The 18,553-nt window shown below is 41.9% G+C and carries 18 protein-coding genes; 10 read left to right on the top strand and 8 right to left on the bottom strand.

The window, feature by feature from the left end:
• Positions 1 to 43: 43 nt before the first annotated feature.
• Positions 44 to 586, top strand: a complete 543-nt coding sequence (gene yfcD / locus B0X70_RS16090; protein WP_036778799.1) for an NUDIX hydrolase YfcD — start codon at positions 44 to 46, stop codon at positions 584 to 586.
• A 186-nt stretch (positions 587 to 772) separates the two neighbouring features.
• Here the strand turns inward: yfcD and B0X70_RS16085 are convergent, their stop codons facing one another.
• The gene (locus tag B0X70_RS16085) at positions 773 to 1,642 is read right to left on the bottom strand and encodes an AraC family transcriptional regulator (RefSeq protein WP_217469805.1); all 870 of its coding nucleotides are present in this window, start codon (positions 1,640 to 1,642) and stop codon (positions 773 to 775) included.
• Between the two features lie 702 nt (positions 1,643 to 2,344).
• On the opposite strand from B0X70_RS16085, the gene B0X70_RS16080 reads away from it, so the two are divergent.
• Genes B0X70_RS16080 through B0X70_RS16070 form a run of 3 tightly spaced genes read left to right on the top strand, consistent with a single transcriptional unit; the run spans position 2,345 to position 4,164 of the window.
• Positions 2,345 to 3,124, top strand: a complete 780-nt coding sequence (locus tag B0X70_RS16080) for a DUF4225 domain-containing protein (protein WP_217469804.1) — start codon at positions 2,345 to 2,347, stop codon at positions 3,122 to 3,124.
• Entirely contained in the window at positions 3,117 to 3,476 is a 360-nt protein-coding gene (locus tag B0X70_RS16075; RefSeq protein ID WP_105399568.1) for a hypothetical protein, read from the top strand. The genes B0X70_RS16080 and B0X70_RS16075 overlap by 8 nt, the downstream gene beginning before the upstream one ends.
• Entirely contained in the window at positions 3,469 to 4,164 is a 696-nt protein-coding gene (locus B0X70_RS16070) for a hypothetical protein (protein ID WP_217469803.1), read from the top strand. Before B0X70_RS16075 ends, B0X70_RS16070 begins: the two co-directional genes overlap by 8 nt.
• Before the next feature lie 85 nt (positions 4,165 to 4,249).
• Here the strand turns inward: B0X70_RS16070 and B0X70_RS16065 are convergent, their stop codons facing one another.
• Positions 4,250 to 4,717 carry an Hcp family type VI secretion system effector gene (locus tag B0X70_RS16065; protein WP_214040406.1) on the bottom strand — a complete coding sequence of 156 codons (468 nt, stop codon included), beginning with the start codon at positions 4,715 to 4,717 and terminating at the stop codon, positions 4,250 to 4,252.
• An 863-nt stretch (positions 4,718 to 5,580) separates the two neighbouring features.
• Here B0X70_RS16065 and B0X70_RS16060 point away from each other — a divergent pair.
• The 3 genes from B0X70_RS16060 (at position 5,581) to B0X70_RS16050 (ending at position 7,680) form a co-directional block, all read left to right on the top strand.
• Positions 5,581 to 5,889: an antitoxin of toxin-antitoxin stability system gene (locus B0X70_RS16060; protein WP_217469802.1), complete on the top strand. Its 309-nt coding sequence runs from the start codon at positions 5,581 to 5,583 to the stop codon at positions 5,887 to 5,889.
• Positions 5,890 to 6,251: 362 nt separating this feature from the next.
• Positions 6,252 to 7,019, top strand: coding sequence for an integrase (locus B0X70_RS16055; RefSeq protein WP_217469801.1), 768 nt, complete (start codon positions 6,252 to 6,254; stop codon positions 7,017 to 7,019).
• Positions 7,012 to 7,680, top strand: a complete 669-nt coding sequence (locus tag B0X70_RS16050; RefSeq protein WP_052739542.1) for an RES family NAD+ phosphorylase — start codon at positions 7,012 to 7,014, stop codon at positions 7,678 to 7,680. Before B0X70_RS16055 ends, B0X70_RS16050 begins: the two co-directional genes overlap by 8 nt.
• Before the next feature lie 200 nt (positions 7,681 to 7,880).
• On the opposite strand, the gene lsrG is transcribed toward B0X70_RS16050, so the two are convergent.
• From lsrG to lsrA, 6 genes are all read right to left on the bottom strand, one after another.
• Positions 7,881 to 8,180 carry a (4S)-4-hydroxy-5-phosphonooxypentane-2,3-dione isomerase gene (lsrG, locus tag B0X70_RS16045; protein WP_036778811.1) on the bottom strand — a complete coding sequence of 100 codons (300 nt, stop codon included), beginning with the start codon at positions 8,178 to 8,180 and terminating at the stop codon, positions 7,881 to 7,883.
• 12 nt (positions 8,181 to 8,192) lie between these two features.
• Positions 8,193 to 9,068, bottom strand: coding sequence for a 3-hydroxy-5-phosphonooxypentane-2,4-dione thiolase (gene lsrF, locus B0X70_RS16040; protein ID WP_011147358.1), 876 nt, complete (start codon positions 9,066 to 9,068; stop codon positions 8,193 to 8,195).
• A 68-nt stretch (positions 9,069 to 9,136) separates the two neighbouring features.
• Complete coding sequence (gene lsrB / locus B0X70_RS16035; RefSeq protein ID WP_217469800.1) at positions 9,137 to 10,156, bottom strand: autoinducer 2 ABC transporter substrate-binding protein LsrB; 1,020 nt, start codon at positions 10,154 to 10,156, stop codon at positions 9,137 to 9,139.
• 62 nt (positions 10,157 to 10,218) lie between these two features.
• A complete protein-coding gene (gene lsrD, locus B0X70_RS16030; RefSeq protein WP_214040401.1) occupies positions 10,219 to 11,220 on the bottom strand; it encodes an autoinducer 2 ABC transporter permease LsrD in 1,002 nt (333 codons plus the stop codon).
• Positions 11,220 to 12,221: an autoinducer 2 ABC transporter permease LsrC gene (lsrC, locus tag B0X70_RS16025; protein WP_217469799.1), complete on the bottom strand. Its 1,002-nt coding sequence runs from the start codon at positions 12,219 to 12,221 to the stop codon at positions 11,220 to 11,222. The genes lsrD and lsrC overlap by 1 nt, the downstream gene beginning before the upstream one ends.
• Entirely contained in the window at positions 12,215 to 13,750 is a 1,536-nt protein-coding gene (lsrA, locus tag B0X70_RS16020; protein WP_217469798.1) for an autoinducer 2 ABC transporter ATP-binding protein LsrA, read from the bottom strand. The genes lsrC and lsrA overlap by 7 nt, the downstream gene beginning before the upstream one ends.
• A gap of 232 nt (positions 13,751 to 13,982) precedes the next feature.
• Here lsrA and lsrR point away from each other — a divergent pair, with 232 nt between their 5' ends.
• From lsrR to B0X70_RS16005, 3 genes are all read left to right on the top strand, one after another.
• A complete protein-coding gene (gene lsrR, locus B0X70_RS16015; RefSeq protein ID WP_217469797.1) occupies positions 13,983 to 14,912 on the top strand; it encodes a transcriptional regulator LsrR in 930 nt (309 codons plus the stop codon).
• A gap of 167 nt (positions 14,913 to 15,079) precedes the next feature.
• Positions 15,080 to 16,672 (top strand): autoinducer-2 kinase, encoded by a 1,593-nt coding sequence (gene lsrK / locus B0X70_RS16010; RefSeq protein WP_217469796.1) that lies wholly within the window; start codon positions 15,080 to 15,082, stop codon positions 16,670 to 16,672.
• Between the two features lie 381 nt (positions 16,673 to 17,053).
• Positions 17,054 to 18,520 (top strand): nucleotidyltransferase domain-containing protein, encoded by a 1,467-nt coding sequence (locus B0X70_RS16005; protein WP_217469795.1) that lies wholly within the window; start codon positions 17,054 to 17,056, stop codon positions 18,518 to 18,520.
• The last annotated feature ends 33 nt before the right edge of the window (positions 18,521 to 18,553 follow it).

The raw sequence follows: 18,553 nt of genomic DNA, 5'->3' as shown, positions 1-18,553 counted from the left end.
TTGTAGATTTACAAGTTCTTGCTAATAAAAAAGGTTTTTGAAGATGGAACAAGAGAATGTAGTGAGTGTTGAGTGGATCGATATCGTTAATGAAAATAATGAAGTCATTGCTCAGGCTACGCGTCGACAAATGCGTGCCCAACGTTTACGACACCGTGCGACTTATATCGTTGTTCACAACGGCATGGGAAAGATTTTGGTTCAACATCGTACAATAACTAAAGATTTTTATCCGGGAAAGCTGGACGCGACCGCAGGCGGTGTTGTGATGGCGGGTGAAAATATGTTGGATTCTGCCCGGCGTGAAGCAGAAGAAGAGTTAGGTATTGCCGGTGTACCTTTTGCAGAACATGGTAGTTTTTATTATGAAGCAGAAGATTGCCGTATTTGTGGCGCATTATTCAGTTGCATCAGTCATGGTCCGTTTGCTTTACAGGAAGCGGAAATTGATGATGTGTGCTGGTTGACGCCGGAGGAGATAACCGCTCGCTGTGATGAATTCACCCCTGATTCGCTGAAAGCGCTTTCTCTGTGGCTGACACGTAATAATGATTTTGATGCAATTATTGTCAATAGAAAAAAATGAGAATAGCCTAAAAAGAATTATCTAATTAATCTGAGTAAAAATTAATGAGGTTGTACGTTCTTATTGATGAAATGCGGGAGGATGGCTGGCGGCCATCCTCCAATACGACCGTACCGTTCTTTCGAGATTTTGGGCAAACTGTTAATAACGTGCTGTAAAATATGTGCCTGCAACACAAGCGCCACTCTATTTAAGCGGTAAGTAAATATCCGTCAGTAATTCATGTGTAGCGACTTCATGCACAAAATTAAAATAATGAAAGTACAGTGGGAAATCGCGTAGCTCTTCTCCGCTGGCAGGTAGCCAGTCGCGATACAAATATCGCGCACTCTCTGATAAAGAATCATGTGAGCCATAATGGCGAGCTACGGCGCAACGTCCACCGGGTATGACGCCGTTAGCCACTCCGAACAGATTATCCTCTTGGATTGGCGCCTCGACTGTGCCGCAAATATCAAAGCGGAAATCTTCTCCTTTTATCGTTGCCGGATCGTGTGGAGCGATACCGTAGGTTTGACTGCTGGTAACAGGTGACAGTCCTGTGGTTTTGCGCCATTCGATAAAACGTGCGGCGGTTGCATTGACCAACTCGGGTTGACCGTGATGGGACAATATAGCAACGAGTGTTTCTGGAAAATTAACAATTTTTACATTCATGGTTTGTCTCCTGATATGTTTTTGTTCAGGCATACGCTGGTGCCAATTTATCCAAGCCGGTTGTTTACGGAACTGGCTTGGTGTCAGACCAAATGACTGTTTGAAGGCCCTGCTGAACGATTCTGGATTCTGAAAACCTGCGTCCAACGCAATATCGATGATTTTTTCTAACGGATTGAATGCCAGACGGTAAGAAGCACGCTTTAACCTCATTAATTGGATATAGCGTCCTACAGGTATACCGCAGTAATTGGCAAACTGCCTATGAAAGTGATGACGCGAAAAATTCGCTACCTCACTCAGTTGTTCCAATGTGAGCGGCTCATCCAAATGGCGCTCAATATAATTAAATACCTGATTGAATCGTTTGACGTAGGCGTCAGTTTTATCATTGTGCATTGAATCCTCCAATTAGAGAGCACTATGCCTGAACATAAGAGACATTGCCTGACTGATATTGCTGACTTTTGCGTTAAGCCGGTGTGGAAAACGTTATTTCAAATGAAATTCTAATCGTGTAAGTAAGGAAATAACAGCACATAGCAGGGCAATGAATTTAAAGCGTATTAGGTAGTAAAAGAGTATGAAGATTTTAAGCCTCTTGATTTTGTTAATGAAAATAACCGGGTTCTTTAGGGATGAGAAACTCTATGGGGATATAATTGTTATTATTGAAGAATAGATAGCGTTTAAAAATTAGGTTTGAATAATGGTTAGTATTTAGAAGATAGGATATCTGGGGAAGAAAAGACTATTTATTGTTCTATTATTGTGATTTAATGGATTTGGTTTCATAGAAGTAGTGAAAGATATTGTATGACCCAGATAATCTGGGTATCCGCTATGGAAAAGAAAAGCATTTCTAGATATTGGAGTGCCTTAATAGGTATTGTCAGGAATTAGGATCATGTGGGACCAAATCATAGCTATCTGATTCAGCCGTGGATGAGGACCTTTTTATATAACGGTTATCCATTGGAGTTTAGAATCAGCATTCTAAGGTTAAGGGCTTACAATGTTCTTTTGGACAGGATCATGGAATGGTTATCACATTGTTTGGGGATCGCATGAGTCAAAATTAACGAGTTATAGAGGTTTAACATGGCGTTTTCATCAAGACAGAGTTTGCATTATTTAGAGCTCAAAATTAAAGAATTACATGAGATATCATCCAAGCTTAATTTTAGATATCTTTCTGATGCTAGAAGCGGGTGTCGTTTCCTTTTTGAAATAAATGAACTCATCAGAACGGTTAATCATGAGATAGGTACAAATTGCTTATCTGTTGATGGTGGTATTGCAATCCTGCAAGATGAAATAGATAACCTAAAGAGACAGGAATTTGACCTGTTAATGAATGATAGCCAGATATATATGATTGTTCAAAAAGAAAAAAAAGAAGAAGAGGATGAAGAAACCAATTTAACTTTGAAACAGATTGGTTTTGTTAGCGGTGGTTCTCAAATCTTTGCTGGTCTTGGCGTATGCGTGGCCTCTCTTGGCGCCGCTTGTGCGGGTTTTGGTGTACCTCTACTGATACAGGGAGGAAATAATGTTTATGAGAATGGGTATTACCTGTTATTAAGAAAAGAGGTTTCAGGTCCGGTAAGAGATGTTTATCGTGATGCAGCTAAAACCCTTGGTTATAGTGGAGCTGATGGTGATAGAATTTACGGCTATGTAGATCTGGCGTTGTCTGGGTACGGAATGGCAAGATCTGTTGTGAGGCCCGGAACGTTTCGTTTATTTCGGTATATAAAAACTGATTACATCAGAGGATGGCAGGTGATGGGGAGGATACCTTTGCTTGCTGAGATTACTGGTGATCTTGTGACTAGTTTCGGTATTTATTCGATTTCTAAAGGTGAGAAAAATGAATGATGATGTGACGTTATCCTATTACAATGTTTTTTTTGTAATTATTTATTACGCAATGTCTATTCTCGTGCTTATTGTACTTTTTAAGTTGAGGGGGTACGTAAAAATTTATATTCAAGCGGTTATTTTTACTGTTATTCTTTTGGTTTTTACTGTTATTCAATATAATATTTTATTAAATGGCGGTGTTCTGATATATATATATCCACATTATTTTAGTATTTATGATTATAGCTCAATTCGGTTTGGTGCTCTGTTTTTCTTTATTGTATATTGCTGTCTGATGCCTGTGAGCAAATTTGATCGTGAGGAAAAAGAAAAGCAAAGTGGAAATAATGGTGAAAAAAATGAATGATGATGTGACATTATCCTATTACAATGTCTTTTTTGTAATTATTTATTACGTAATGTCTATTTTGGTGCTTATTGTACTGTTTAAGCTGAGTGAATATGTCAGGGGCTATATTAGAGAGGTGATTTTTACTGTTATTATTGTGGTTATTGGTGCTATTCAATATGGTATTTTTGTAAATGGTGGTGTGCTGGTATATATATTCCCACATTATTTTAGCATTGACGATTATGATTCAATTAGATATGGTGCGAATTTTCTTTTATTTTATATCCTTGTCTTCTTATTATGGATAGACCCTATAGTAAAGAAAAGGAAAGCAGAGATAATGGTGAAAAAGATGAGTGATGGTATAACGTTATCCAATGATAATATCTTTTTTGTAATTATTTATTACGCAATGTCTATTTTGGTGCTTATTGTACTGTTTAAGTTGAGGGAATATGTAAGGGGTCATATTCGAACGGTGCTTTTTACTGTTATCTTTGTGATTGTTAATACTGTACAGCATAACATTGCTGTAAATGGCGGTGTGCTGGTATATATATTTCCACATTATTTTAGTATTTATGATTATAGATCAATCCGGTTTGGTGCTTTGTTTTTTGCAATTGCATATTCTTGTCTTCTTACTATGAATAAACCTGATAGTGAAGAAAAAGAAAAAGAAAAAGAAAAAGAAAAGAATTGATATTTATTCAATGGATTACAGAGTGAAGTTTATTTTGAAGTTTATCTAAATACCTCCCGTTTGGGAGGTGGTATTTTATTGAGAGTTAATATACCGTATCTTCCCATATACTATAACCGCCGGTTCCTGCGATAATATGGTTCCACGTTATACTTTTATATATTAACGATAGTGTTTCTTGAGGTTGCTGGTCATTATTTTCTAAAGAGTTGGGATGGAGTACACTGTATTCCAATATTTGAGCTCCGATTAGCTTTAAATTAAAATATAATTCTAATCCTCCATTTAAACTTGTCCTATAATGGTTAATAAAACAATCCATTACTTCATTATTGGAAATTGCAACACCTAACAGAGGCGTTGATTTATCAACGGGTTTTCTAATTATCACCGGTTGATGTTTAACGTTTTTCTTACGTAACATTGAGTGGCTCAAACCGTAAACCAGAATTTCATCTTGATGGTTAACTTGGTATTTATTACCAATCGAGTCAATTGATGAACAACCTGCGGAGATGAGTCCCTGATCTTGCCCTTTTATCGTTAAATAAATTAACGGCCTATCCCAATAAGGCTATTTTATTTGCCCTTCTTTACCATAAAGAGCGAACCTGGGCAGTGCTCAAAATCCTCACGTACTACGTGTACGCTCCGGTTTTTCCGCGCTGTCCGTGTTCAAACTGCCTGCAACAATTACGCCTATTGGGATTGGCACTAAGTCAGCCAAAATATATTTACTCCTATGTCATTGGTATGAATGATGTAGATAAGAAAGTAGTTTGGTTTTCAGACTCATCTCTCTTTCTTCTAACTTTCGTCATGCTGCCAAGAAGGTAAAACATAAGTATGCTTGCCTGTTTAGAAAGCATATTTAAAAATATTCCAAGTTAGTATCAAAGAGGAGAATGCTAATCAAGGTTCTTTCCATATCCTCAAAAATAGCGCAATTCGATCAAAAGTCAACCTTTTTGGTTGGTTTTAAAACAATTGTTTGTTGGCGATATCGGTATTATTAACACGACATTCAGTAATGCAGATTGTGACTTTGAGAGATTCTGTTGGGAATTATTGTTGGTTGATTTTATTAATAGACAGGAAGAATGCAGCGTTATTCTTGGAAGATAAAGTTTGTTGTAAGCATTCTGTAAGTCAATAAATTCATTTTGCAAACGGCAATATATGGCTGCTTTATAATGATTCATCAGGACTAATAACTGCACTATAGGCGAGTGTTTAATTAATATGTATGTATATTCAGAGTAAACGGTAACTAAAAAGTGTAGGAGCGGATTGCTCGCTAGACGCTGATAGGTTGTTGTCTACAACCAACAAAATGTTGGTTGTCTCCAAATATAGATCTATACTTAGAGCTGAATTTGGAACTATATATGGCAGTGTTAAGTGGAGGTATTTTATATGTTACAGAAGGTTATGTGTGGTTACACCATACCGATAAGCAAGTTCAAAGCCAATCCTAGCGCAGCTTTGGCGGAAGCCCAAGGAGATGCTGTTGCTGTCTCATCAAACAATCAGATCCAGTTTTATGCTGTGCCTGCACATATGTATGAAGAGATTATTAATTTTGTTGAGTTTGCTCAACGGGGGACAACTGAGTTAAAAAACATTCCTGCTAATTTTACTGGTGAAGGTTTGGATATGAATCAGGTTGCTACTGAGATGGCAACGAAACTCAAACATGGTTCCACTGGAGACTACGAAGAATGATTGTAATTCTCTGAAAGCACTTTTTCTGTGGTTGACACGTAATAATGATTTTGATGAAGCCATTTTTAATAAAAAAATTGATTAATTTTGCTCTCTGTTTTAGTTGAATAGCTAACTTCAAAAAGGTAGAGCTTATTGTTTTTGTTCTTAAATTTTTTTCTTATAACAGCAGTGAATATTCCTCTTTTGAATAAAAATCTTGTCAGTACACAAGGGTTACAATGTAACAACAATATTTATTATTGGCGCTATGGTGACTAGCCATGATATATCCTATATATTGAATATATCCATATGCTGCTATGATGAGAAGGTATACTATGACAACTAGAATGCATTCGTCCACTAAGGTGAAGAAATCAGTGGAAATAGAAACATTGAGTGGATCTGAGCTCATCGAACGTAAAATTGATAAAAATGCTGAATATTTAATTATCAAACTGGATCGTAACATAGCTAGTACTACTGAATACTGTAAAGCCTTATATGTTGCAGTAAGCACCGCAGTTGCAACGGTGAATTCTATTGCTACTTATGATAATGATGCTCATCCAACTTCATGCTTTGTTAGTTCAAAAACAGATGATGTTCCCTCTGTACTTAAGACCAGTAAGAAAGTGAGGCAGAAAGCAGAACCTGAGATTCAACCCAAAAAGAAAGAGTTCAATAAGATAAAGGCAGATAATTCTGTCACGAAACTATCATCTGAACATAAGCAAGATCGTGATGCTCGCTTTTCAGCACGTCGAAAGGCTTTAAAGGAATCAATCCTATCAGATTCAATCTGGTTAACCTCAATGGCTGTTTCAGAGGGGTACGGGTTTAAATCCAGTAATAAGAGCGCAGGGCCAAACAGATGGAAAAACAGTAATAAGATTTTTGCGATTACGATTGATGGTAAAGATTATTTTCCTCAATATGCTTTGAATGAAGATTTCAAACCTATTGATATTGTTAAGAAAATAATCACGTTATTTGGTAATAAAAAGACCTCTTGGGGATTGGCTGTTTGGTTTGGTTCGCATAATAGTTGGTTAGGTAATAAAAAACCCAAAGAAGTCTTGAGAGCAATGCCAGAGCAAGTACTTATTGCTGCTAGGGAAGAACTGGAAAGGGGTGTTCATGGTTAAGAAAAAAGACCAAGAATTACAAGGAGATTCGGAATTCCCAGAAAGGCTGAATATAAGTAATTATTATATTTGGAAAGCAGGAAAGCCTATTTATCGTCTTCACCATGAGGCATTTTCTGCTATTCAATTTAATCCTGGTTATGGTTCAGGGCGGTTTAATCCGATAAAAGCGACGGGAACATTGTATGGTGCAGAAAATTTTAGCACAGTTGCGCTGGAAACACTTTTTCACGATGTTGGATCGCCTTCAGAGGGGCTGCCATTTGATTGTGGGAGCCTTAATCAAAAAGTATACTCAGTTATTGAACCAGTCACAGATTTAGTGTTAGTTGAATTAAATGCCAGAACATTAAGACGATGGGGAGTTACCAAATCACAGGTGATTAATTCAACAGCAGATAAATACCCTTTTACGCAACGGTTAGCAGCTAAAATCCATAACCAACATTTAGAGGCTCAGGGTTTACAGTGGTCTTCTAAGCAGGGTGATGGAATGGCTATCATGTTGTTCGAGGATCGTGTAAACAAAAATAGCTTATCCGTTATTGTCGAGTCAAAATCTGTTTCTGCATCAGAAACTGCTATGGAAGACATTGAAACTATTATCGATGATCTCGGTATGGTACCAATGAGTATAGGTGGTGGTGATCCTGATGATTAGTTAACTCGTTGTATTAGTGCTAAATGTTAGGTTTAAGTCATCTTCTCATATCGAATAAAACTATCTGATATATATACCCTATGGATTTCAAGATGGATCGCGACGGCAAGGGAGCGAATCCCCGGGAGCATAGATAACTATGTGACCGGGGTGAGTGAGTGCAGCCAACAAAGAGACAGCTTGAAAGATGACGGGTATATTTATTTTATTTCCGGCATCACACCAACAAACGATCTCTTCTTCCTGGGTTCAGACATCAGAGATTCGAGTTGTTCAACACATTTCAGATAATGAGGGGTTTGCTTGTGTATGTTAGCCGCTTTTTCATCAACATAGGCTTCATAAATATAAAAGCGGGTAGGGATATTTTCATCCCGTAATACATCAAAACGTAAATTGCCTGCTTCTTTAATTGACCCCAGATGATTAAGGCGAAAAACTTCAATAAATTCGTCTAATTTGTCCTGCTTAACATTAATTTCAACCAAAGTTACGTGCATCTTATATTCTCCTTATTGTTTTTCACTTAAAAATAACTCGTAAGCTTTGCTGGCATTCTCATTCTGGTGTACGACTGCTTGAACCGCTTTTAACATGGCAACCGGTGCTTCGGATTGGAATATATTACGGCCCATATCAACACCGGCAGCCCCTTGATCAATGGCCTGGTAACACATCTCCAGAGCCTCTTTTTCTGGTAACTTTTTACCACCGGCAATGACAATAGGAACTGGGCATCCGCTGGCAATACGCTCAAAGCCTGTATCGACATAGTAAGTTTTAATGATTTGTGCGCCCATTTCGGCGGCAATACGCGTCGCCAGAGAAAAATAACGCTGATCCCGAACCATATCTTTACCAACGCCGGTGACTGCCATTGTTGGCATACCGTAACGCATTCCCTGATCGACTAATTTGATAATGTTCTTAATTGATTGATGCTCATATTCAGAGCCGATATAGACCTGAGCGGCTACGGCACAGACATTCAGGCGTAAAGCATCTTCCATCGCAACCGCGACCGCTTCATTGGACAGCTCCGTCAGAATCGAGTTGGCGCCGGAGGCACGCAAGACCACGGGTTTGTTGGTCGCGGGTGGAACCTGACTACGCAGAATACCGCGGGTACACATTAAGACATCGGTGTGGGGAAACAGCGGAGCAATATTGATATCGATGCGTTCAAGCCCGGTTGTTGGCCCTTGAAAATAACCGTGGTCGAAAGCCAACATAACTGTTCGGTTGGTTTTGGGATTAAAAATGCGTGAAAGTCGTGATTGCATTCCCCAATCCAGTGCGCCACAGCCTTTCAGTTCAAACAGGCTGTTCTTCTGCGGGATATCAATACCAAAATCTTTACCATCTTTAATATCATCTAAATCTGCCATTTTTCTTCTCCTAACTCACTTACATTGGACCAGCAACCATGCATGGCAGAGATTGCTGGACAGTAGCATTAGAAATCGTATTGATTGATATTGTCTTTGGTGAAAATGACTCGTTCAGGCAGAACAACAATACCGTTTCCTTTGGCCTCATAGCGATAACCCTGAACGCGGTTTGGTACAATTTCAACAATGCCAATATCGGGAATATCTAGTTTATCGCCGACATTTAAATCACCCTTCTTGAGTAATTCATTGGCGACATGAATTGATATTTTGCCTTGATTGACCACATCCCAAAGCCCGAATTGCTTGACGGTTCCGCGTTCGACATAAGGACGCATGACATTGGGGGTGCTGAAACCGACGATCGCAACATCTTGTCGTTTCAGATTTTCTGCCGCTTGTGCCGCAGCAGGCAGGGCGTTGGCATCCGGGGCAATAATGGCGTCCAGATCACTCCAGGCTTTTAAGATCCCTTCTGCGGTTTGTAAGGATTTGGTTGCATCGTTATAACCAAATTGGGTGGTGACAATTTCCCAACCTGGGTGTTCTGCGGCAATTTTATCTTTGGCTTCTTTTACCCATTGGTTTTGATCAGTTACCGTTGGGCTGGAGTAGAAAAACGCGACTTTGGCTTGCTTTTTTTGCACCTGATTGGCAGCCATGTCCACCAGCATTCCGCCCAGTTGGTTTGGCGTTCCCTGATTGATATAGATAGAACGGCATTCCGGCGAGGTGTCTGAATCCCAGGTTAGAATTTTCACCCCCCGTTGCATGGCTCGTTTCAACGCGGGGCATAGGCCATCCGGTGAAACTGCCGAGACCACAATAGCGTCATAGCCTTGGTTCACGAAGTTGTTGATAAGCTGAACTTGCCCGGCAACACTGGGTTCTGTCGGTCCATCATAGGTAACATTGACACCCAGGGCTTTCCCGGCGGCTACCGCGCCTTGGCCGCCACTGGTAAAAAAGCCGACACCGACCAGTTTAGGGATGAAAGCGATTCTTTCGACGGCGTGTACCCAAGAGGCGCAAGCCAGACTTAATAGGCTAATTAGAGCCAGTTTTTTCAGGATTAATGTTTTCATTACTCTCTCCATATTGTTGGGTTTCAGAGGGACTGTAATGTCATAAAATTCAACCTGTCGATTTAGGAAGACAACCTCTGATTTCGCCATCGCTGTATCCAGTCACGAATTTGGTGGTGGTGCAGGCTGATGGAACGTCCTACCACGGCAATGATCAACAGGGCGCCGGCGAGGGCGCTGGATACCTGATTGGGAACGCCTGCCATCTGTAATCCCTGTTGTAAATAACCAATTAATAATATAGCCAGCGCAGTGCCGATGATTGAACCTGAACCACCGTAAATATTGGCTCCGCCCAATACTACCGCGGTGATTGCCGGCATCAGAAAGGATGCGCCAAGGTCAGAGCGCGCTGATCCAAAATAGGAAACTAATACAATGGCGGCGATAGCGGAAGCGATGCCGGTCAGGGTATAGAGAAGATATAGTGTTTGGGCAATGGGAATTGCCGCGTAACGGGCAACTTTACTGCTTTGCCCAATTAGAAAAATATTGCGTCCACTGTGGGTACGATGCATGAATAGCCAAAAAATAAGGAGACAGAGTAAAAACAGCACTAATGGCATGGGTAGGCCAAGCACCGTCAAATTAGCGAAGTCAGTCAATGCTGGTGGGAAGCCGCCAATGCCTTCATAACCGGTTGCGCCGGAGATGCCGGAAAGCAGCAGAGCGCTGCCGCCGAACAGATATAGGGTACCGAGTGTGATAACCAGCGGGTTAATGCCGGTATATAAAATCAGCGCGGCATTGATTATTCCACATATTGCACCGACCAGTAGCGTCAAAGGAATGGCGGCGGCCATTGGAATACCGACCTGATTCATCACTCCGAGCGATATCGCGCACAAACCAATAGTTGAACCGAATGAAATATCGATACCGCCACTCACAATGACCATAGTCAGCGGCAAGGCCACAATACCGATGCAAATAAAATCACTGGTACTCAGCAACAATATATTAATATCCAGCATGCGTGAATTTGCTATGCCAAACAGCAGAATTTCAATAATCAGTAATGCGGCTAGGGCGAATTCCCAACCATAACGTTGACCGATACTCATTATGTCACCTGATTACTTTTGTCATTTTTGAGGAAACGGGCATATTTTTGTTGGCGGATATTTTTTTCGATGGCACAACGAAGGCGTCCATCAAAAATTAATACCGCCAGCAGAACAAATCCGGCAATAAAATCATTCCACCAGGCAGGGAGTTTTAGCAGTACTAATCCGCTGTTTATCTGCGTCAGGAAAAATGCGCCTAAAATAGCGCCGATTACTGTACCGGTGCCGCCAAGCAGACTGATGCCGCCTAGCACACAAGCTGCGATAGCTCTCATTTCCAACCCATTACCGGTCTGATTTGGGATAAAGCCAATCTGGGAGGCAAAAATAATCCCGGCCAGTGCGGCCATCACGCCATTCACGGCGAAAGCGATAATTTGAATGCTATCTGTACGAACGCCCAATTGACGAGCGCCTTGCAGGTTGTCTCCGGTGGCGTAAAAGCTCCGGCCAAATGGGGTTTTTGCTAGTATCCACGCCATTGCTAATATCAAGATCATTAACAGCCAGCCGATAGGTGAGATATTGAGCCATAAAGGTGCGGAAAGGCGCTTTAATTCGTCCGGTAAGCCTTCAATCCATTTGCCGTCAGTCAGCAATAACATCAGGCCACGGTAAAGCCCCAGCGTGCCGAGAGTGGCAACAATCGCGGGAATTTTCAGCCAGGCGACCAGTACGCCATTAATGAACCCAGCACCCATACCGAGTAGAAGAGTCAACAGGCAGGAAACGGGCAGGCTAAAACCGGCATTCAATGACATTCCCATCATGACCGCGCATAAGCCGACAATGGAGCCGACAGAGACATCAATATTGCGAGTCAGCATGACCAATGTCGCCCCCATTGCAAGCAAGATAAGGATCTGCGCACTACTGAAAACGAGGGTGACAGTTTGTAAGTTAAAGTACTGGTGGTCGATGAGACTAAGTAAGCCAAATAGACAGAGAATGGCAATTAATGCGGTAATTTCGCGGTTATTCTGGATAAGTTTCAACATGATGCCGCCTGTTGTGATTTATGTTCGCCGAAAGCGATATGCATAATGGTATCAATATCCATTTGTTGCTTAGTTAATTCGCCATTGATTTTCCCTTGATGCATGACTAACACCCGATCAGCCATCTGAACCACCTCATCCAGATCCGATGAAATAAAAATAATCGCCACTTGTTGTTGGGCGATATGGCGAATCAGTTGGTAAATATCATTGCGTGCCGTGACATCCACACCACGTGTAGGTTCATCAATAATAAGGACAGCGGGGTGAGCTTCCAGACATTTAGCAATCAGCACTTTCTGTTGATTACCGCCGGACAGCGTTTTGATCGGCTGGTTGATATGGCTGAATTTGATATTCAGGATTTGGCAATAGCGCTCAAGTACTGCGGTGTCATAGGCGGGGCGTATCCAGAATGTATCGCGATTGTGGGTTAGTGAACAGATATTCCAGCCGAGTGATGAATCCAGAAATAGTCCTGATGACTGCCGATCTTCCGGCAAATAAACCAAACCCTGAGCCAGACGTTGAGCGGTTGTTAGCTTATTAATAGCGTGTTGTTTTAACTTGATTTCACCGGATATCGCAGGGCGCAGGCCATAAAGGGTTTCAGCCAGTTCGGTACGACCTGCGCCGACAACGCCGGCCAAGCCAAGAATCTCGCCAGGTTTCACTGAGAATGTGATATTGCTGAAACCCTCGCCACTCAGTTTTGTGACTGTCAGTATTGGTCGATCTGGCGCTGTCTGGTGCCGGTTATTGTTGAGATCCAGGCTCAATTTTGGGGCGCCGTTTAATGTCTGATTTTTCGCGGCCGGTGTAATGGCCTGAATAATATCATCTGTTGTGTAATCGCGGATTTTGCCACTTAAAGCAATACTACCGTCACGCATGACACTGACCTGATCCGCTAATTGGTAAATTTCAGGGATTTTGTGAGAAATAAAAATGATGCCGACGCCTTGCTGTTGTAACTCGCGGAGCTGGGCAAATAGGCGTTCGGTTTCTGCTGGCGTCAGGGAGGCGGTAGGTTCATCAAGGATTAAGATTTTCGAATTACGCATCAGGCCGCGCATAATTTCTACCAATTGCTGATCGGCGACATTAAGGCTGCTAGCGCTGACATGCAGATCTAATTGACAGCCAAGTAATGCCAGTCGCTGTTTCATTTTAGACTTATCTACCTGATGCTTTGGCAAACGAAACAGAATGTTTTCTTGTACAGACAAATTCGGAAATAGCAATGGTTCTTGTGGTATCAGATAAATACCGAGTTGATGGGCTTTAGTGGGATTAAGGTGGCTAACATGATCACCGCTAATCTTGAGAGTGCCTTTATCTGGCTGTTCGATACCGGCAATAATCTTCATCAGTGTTGATTTGCCTGCGCCATTACCCCCTAACAGAGCATGTATCTGCCCTGGAAGCAGAGTAAAATCAATATGTTTCAGTACCATTACGCCGGAAAACTGCTTACTGATGCTACTGACTTCTAATAGTGGTGGTACTGCGGTGTTGTTATGTAACATCGCGGCATCCTCTTAACATACAGGTGCGGAGGCAGACAAAATGAACATTTATATATTTAAAAAACAATTGTTCAACATGGTAGCTGTTAAATTATGATATTGGCAATATTTAGATCACATTTTGTGAAAAATTTGCATATTAATTGAATTATGTTCAAATTTTGCAGTAAGACTCTGGCGTGTTATACGTTTTAATGGTTATCTGTTGAGTGCGGATAAAAAGAAAGTGGTTATGTCGATAAAATCAGTGAAAGAAAAGTCAGCTAAAGAGAAAAATGAGGACACCTATCCGGGTAATAGCATGAGTGAAGAAGAGCTGCTTGCGCGTATTGCATGGTTTTACTATCACGATGGCCTGACACAAGGCGACATCGGCGATTTGCTTGGTTTGAGCCGGTTAAAAGTCTCCAGATTACTGGAGAAAGGGCGGCAATCAGGTGTCATTCGGGTACAAATTAACTCTCGTTATGAGGGGTGTTTGGAGCTGGAAGATACCCTGCAAAAACATTTCTCTTTGAAACAGGTGCGCGTTTTACCTGCGCTGGCGAATATGAATCTTAATGCCAGATTGGGGGTCGGCGCGGCACATTTGCTGATGGCATTGATTGAACCGCAGCAATTATTAGCAGTGGGATTTGGTGAAACCACCATGTGCACATTGCAACATTTAAGTGGCTTTATCTCATCACAACAAATCAGGTTAGTCACACTATCCGGTGGCGTCGGTCCTTATATGACCGGTATTGGTCAACTGGATGCAGCTTGTTCAATCAGTATTATCCCCGCCCCATTGCGTGCTTCCACGGCTCAGGTTGCTGAAACATTCCGTCAGGAAAGCAGTGTCCGAGATGTATTGCTGGCGGCTTGCGCGGCTGATATTGCTATCGTTGGCATTGGCGCAGTTAATCAGAAACAGCAGGCGACAATTATGCGTTCTGGTTATATCAGTGGCGGTGAACAACTAATGTTTGGCCGGAAAGGCGCTGTGGGCGATATCCTTGGCTATTTTATGCGTGCTGATGGTGAACTGGTGGAGGATATGCAGATTCATCAGGAACTGATAGGTATCTCCATGCCAGAACTAAAAACCATCCCGACAGTGATTGGCGTCGCGGGAGGGGAAGAGAAAGCGGAAGCCATTATTGCTGCGTTGCATGGTTAATATATCAATGGACTGGTGACGGAAGAACAGACTGCCAAAGCAATGCTGAATTTGCTGCGTTGAACCCTGTATTGACTCTATCCGTGAAATAAGCAGAAAAAATTTGAGGTAAAGCTATAAGTTTAAAAAGTAATAGTTCAAAAAGTAATTAAACTGAGGATAGCATCATGAATCAACGCCGTAGTGCTAATCCATCGGGAAAATATCTGATGGCGCTTGATGCAGGAACAGGGAGTGTTCGTGCAGTGATATTTGATCTTGAAGGGAATCAGATCGCCGCAGGACAGGCTGAATGGATACATCAGCCTGTACCTGATGTACCGGGTTCAATGGAGTTTGATTTAGCGACGAACTGGCGACTTGCATGCCAATGTATTCGTCAGGCGCTGAAAACCGCGGAATTGCCCGCCAGTGCTATTCAGGGGGTGGCATCCTGTTCCATGCGGGAAGGCATTGTGCTTTATAACCGCAATGGCGAGCCGATTTGGGCTTGCGCGAATGTGGACGCGCGTTCCAGCCATGAAGTGAGTGAATTGAAGGCGCTGTATGACAGCACTTTTGAATATGATGTTTATCAGTGTTCAGGGCAAACATTAGCCTTGGGTGCAATGCCTCGTCTGTTATGGTTGGCTCATCATCGTCCTGATATCTATCGTCAGGCAGCGGCTTTAACCATGATTAGCGACTGGCTGGCAAATATGCTCAGTGGCGAGTTGGCTGTCGATCCCTCCAATGCCGGTACGACAGGCATGCTGGATCTGGCAAGCCGTGACTGGCGGCCCGATCTGCTTGAGATGGCAGGATTGCGCTCTGATATTCTTTCGCCGGTAAAAGAGACCGGAACCTTGTTAGGTTACGTCACTGAGAAAGCCGCTGTTCAATGTGGATTGAATGTTGGCACACCGGTCATTATGGGCGGTGGCGATGTACAGCTCGGCTGTCTTGGCTTAGGTGTTGTCAAACCTGCCCAGACCGCCGTTATCGGTGGCACTTTCTGGCAGCAGGTTGTCAATCTGCCGGCGCCGGTCACTGACCCGAATATGAATACACGGATAAATCCTCATGTTATACCTGGCATGGTTCAGGCGGAGTCCATTAGTTTCTTTACTGGCTTAACCATGCGTTGGTTTAGGGACGCATTTTGCGCGGAAGAAAAGCTGTTGGCGGAGCGTCTTGGTGTTGATACTTATAGCTTACTGGAAGATATGGCGGCCAGAGTCCCGGCAGGCGCTTACGGTATCATGCCAATTTTCTCTGATGTGATGCGATTTAAAGCCTGGTATCACGCCGCGCCTTCCTTTATTAACCTTTCCATTGATCCTGAGAAATGCAATAAAGCGACCCTATTTCGTGCGTTGGAAGAGAACGCGGCGATTGTCTCGGCCTGTAACTTGGATCTGATTTCTGCTTTTTCCGCAGTGAAACCGGATTCACTGGTATTCGCTGGTGGTGGTTCAAAAGGAAAATTATGGAGCCAGATTTTATCTGATGTGACAGGATTGCCGGTTCGGGTGCCGATGGTTAAAGAATCAACCGCTTTGGGATGTGCCATTGCCGCCGGAGTGGGAGTGGGGCTTTATGATGCAATGGGGACGACAGGGGAAAAACTGGTGCGTTGGCAACATGAATATCAGCCAAATCCTGAACATTATGAAGTGTATCAAAAGGCTAAACAGGACTGGCAGGCGATATATGCTGATCAATTAACGTTAGTCGATCATGGTTTGACAACTTCATTATGGAAAGCGCCGGGATTATAGCTTGCAATGGATTGATCCACCGTATTGCTAGGTGCGCTTGTGCTGATAGGCGACTTGTGCACCAAGTATTTTCTTAATGCCTGAAAATATATAATGTCGTAGTAATGGATTGAGATAACCGTTAATTTACCGGTATTCATGGTCTGTCTCGCCTCAATAATACTGTAATGTTGGTCTGGAATTGAAAGGCACCGACTGTATTTCTTAATATGGGAGTAAATTTAAAAAGAAGAACTTCCGAAAATCTTGGAATAAGCATATCATTCTTAATGGACCGTTTTTGATTAAGATTCTTGTTGCTTACGACTATAACTTATTAAAACATGTAGCTTGATTCGATGCATGATTTATGGACTTGATATACTTATAGAGTAAATTTATATGGACGCAAGAACTGACTATTTTATTCAGTCCGCATTAGAAGTTTTTGGAGAGAATCTCCTTGGTATTGTGGAAACTGATTCATATCTCCGCCAACCCGATTATTCTTCTCGGTGTGTGAGGCATTTCTACGTGATTTTACCTGATAATTTCGTCACAGGTTGCATTACATCACTAAGATACCTTCAGGCGGAGTTTTTTGAGTTTACCCTAAATTATCTTACGATTAGTGAGTTGTCATATTATCCGCCTCATTGTATGTGGCAATTTACTAAGAATCCTTGGCTCTTACGGTCGGAAAAAATAAGTGATGTGGTACTCCCTAGTATCAAAGGAAATCTTGATATATATAGACAAGCAGTTTTTAGCGTTGCTCATATTGCACGTCTTTACTACCTCAGAAACTTGACGCCAAAGACTCACGTTTGGGGAGTACGCCAGCTTGGTTGGGCAATGCGTTACGCCGAATTGGGGCTATATCGTTTGCTCGAATCGGAGGGACTATCCTGTATTCACAAAGATAGTGCGTATGTTTTGAAAGCACCAACAGAAGACCTTAATTGGCTGATCACTTGCAATATATCTTGGCAAAAATTCGAAGAAGAGCTTTTGTCCGATATTAATGTTTTCCGTGATGCAGCGGCACGGTTAAGTAAAATTGCGGAGTACTATTCGACATTATTACAGCACTTGTACCCGGAGACACGAATTGTTCCAGCACAGGGTAAAGTAGATGATCTTCTTTCATTACAACCGCTTATTGATCAAGTGATTATTCTTTTAAAGCAATTTATTGGAGATAGATTATTAGCCTTTTATCTCCACGGTAGTGCTGCCCGGGGTGATATGCGAAGTGGTTCAGATATAGACTCTATTGTTATCGTGGATAAAGTCGATACAGTTATCCTTGAAGCAATTCGCTCAACACAATCCAAGTTCAAGGATTTATCCATCTCCGTATATAGTGAATCGAATGTTCACCAGTATCCTAGTTTCAGAGCATATGCGCTCATTAATGGAACTAAGCGTGTCTATGGTAATCTTGCTTTAGAAATGAAACCGTCATTGAAAAACGATATATATGGCATTATTAATAACTTATTTACTATAAGGCAAATAGCTCGTTCTTATCTGATTTCTGGTACATATGGACATCGGGCACATTATATGCTTGGACTGATGATGAAACTCACCGATCATGGTTGCTTACGTCCTTTGCAAATCCTAAAGAGTGGTTTCTACCCAACAAAGAAAACTCAGGTTTTGGAATACTACAGAGACAACGAAATTCTCACCAACATTATTAAATATACGCAAAACCTAAAGGAATGTGAGAATACGCTAAAGCAGAAATTGCTTATTGGAAGTCGAGCGGAATTAGAAAACTTATTCTATTCATTACTTGACGCATGTGAAATAGTGGCAGAGAAATTAAATATGGTACAGGTCGAGAAGTCAATTTTATAGACGGAATGACGCTAGTTCTTTTAGCTAAACATA

The organism is Photorhabdus akhurstii, from assembly GCF_019090985.1.
Lineage (GTDB): Bacteria > Pseudomonadota > Gammaproteobacteria > Enterobacterales > Enterobacteriaceae > Photorhabdus > Photorhabdus akhurstii.
Note: the sequence above shows the minus strand (reverse complement) of the source record. Positions and strands in the feature narration are given on the sequence as shown.

Excerpts from the sequence above, each read along its gene's own strand:
- yfcD (WP_036778799.1), top strand. The coding sequence starts at position 44 with ATGGAACAAGAGAATGTAGTGAGTGTTGAGTGGATCGATATCGTTAAT.
- B0X70_RS16085 (WP_217469805.1), bottom strand. The coding sequence starts at position 1,642 with ATGCACAATGATAAAACTGACGCCTACGTCAAACGATTCAATCAGGTA.
- B0X70_RS16080 (WP_217469804.1), top strand. The coding sequence starts at position 2,345 with ATGGCGTTTTCATCAAGACAGAGTTTGCATTATTTAGAGCTCAAAATT.
- B0X70_RS16075 (WP_105399568.1), top strand. The coding sequence starts at position 3,117 with ATGAATGATGATGTGACGTTATCCTATTACAATGTTTTTTTTGTAATT.
- B0X70_RS16070 (WP_217469803.1), top strand. The coding sequence starts at position 3,469 with ATGAATGATGATGTGACATTATCCTATTACAATGTCTTTTTTGTAATT.
- B0X70_RS16060 (WP_217469802.1), top strand. The coding sequence starts at position 5,581 with ATGTTACAGAAGGTTATGTGTGGTTACACCATACCGATAAGCAAGTTC.
- B0X70_RS16050 (WP_052739542.1), top strand. The coding sequence starts at position 7,012 with ATGGTTAAGAAAAAAGACCAAGAATTACAAGGAGATTCGGAATTCCCA.
- lsrG (WP_036778811.1), bottom strand. The coding sequence starts at position 8,180 with ATGCACGTAACTTTGGTTGAAATTAATGTTAAGCAGGACAAATTAGAC.
- lsrF (WP_011147358.1), bottom strand. The coding sequence starts at position 9,068 with ATGGCAGATTTAGATGATATTAAAGATGGTAAAGATTTTGGTATTGAT.
- lsrB (WP_217469800.1), bottom strand. The coding sequence starts at position 10,156 with ATGAAAACATTAATCCTGAAAAAACTGGCTCTAATTAGCCTATTAAGT.
- lsrD (WP_214040401.1), bottom strand. The coding sequence starts at position 11,220 with ATGAGTATCGGTCAACGTTATGGTTGGGAATTCGCCCTAGCCGCATTA.
- lsrC (WP_217469799.1), bottom strand. The coding sequence starts at position 12,221 with ATGTTGAAACTTATCCAGAATAACCGCGAAATTACCGCATTAATTGCC.
- lsrA (WP_217469798.1), bottom strand. The coding sequence starts at position 13,750 with ATGTTACATAACAACACCGCAGTACCACCACTATTAGAAGTCAGTAGC.
- lsrR (WP_217469797.1), top strand. The coding sequence starts at position 13,983 with ATGTCGATAAAATCAGTGAAAGAAAAGTCAGCTAAAGAGAAAAATGAG.
- lsrK (WP_217469796.1), top strand. The coding sequence starts at position 15,080 with ATGAATCAACGCCGTAGTGCTAATCCATCGGGAAAATATCTGATGGCG.
- B0X70_RS16005 (WP_217469795.1), top strand. The coding sequence starts at position 17,054 with ATGGACGCAAGAACTGACTATTTTATTCAGTCCGCATTAGAAGTTTTT.